This is a genomic window from Vibrio sp. 1978, from assembly GCF_033344345.1.
Window position 1 is genome coordinate 1 of sequence record NZ_JAWPOP010000758.1, and the last position, 586, is coordinate 586.

The 586-nt window shown below is 46.1% G+C and carries 1 protein-coding gene; it reads left to right on the top strand.

What is annotated here, in order from left to right; all coding sequences use genetic code 11:
- Nucleotides 1-473, top strand: a 473-nt coding sequence (locus R8N49_RS28945; RefSeq protein WP_318190678.1) for a sensor histidine kinase, incomplete at its 5' end; no start/stop codon positions are given.
- Nucleotides 474-586: the final 113 nt, after the last annotated feature.

Genomic DNA, 586 nt, shown 5'->3' on the forward strand with positions numbered 1-586 from the left:
CTAAAGTAAACAGTTTATCTGAACGCGTCTTTGACAACGTCGAACTAACGCCATTGCTGCAAACCGTCGTCGCCGATTTAGCGCCACTTGCTTTAAGACAAGATCAAGACATCAGCCTCTCACCAGCGGAAGTCGCGCTTTCTGGCGACAAAATGTTGTTAGAAGTGTTGTTCCGTAACCTTGTAGACAACGCCATTCGCTATTCAGGCGCACACAACGAAATCCAAGTTAGTGTGCAAGAAAATAGAAATGCCATCAAAATCTTGGTTTCCGACACTGGCCCGGAGATTCCACAAGAAACGCGAGAAAGGATCTTTGAACAATTCTACCGAGGTCACTCAGAAAAAGGCGATGGTGCGGGGTTGGGCATGTCTATTTGCAAAGATATCGCCACGCTACACAGCGCAACGATAGAGCTGATTACGAGAGAAAATGGCAAGAACACGTTTGTCGTCGCATTCCCAAAGTACTAGCAAAAAAAGACGACTAAAAAGGCGATATGGAGCACACTTCTATCGCCTTGTTTCGCACCAAGCATGAGACGCCTCCCACTCTTACATAGACATACGAATGCTTACAATTCAGT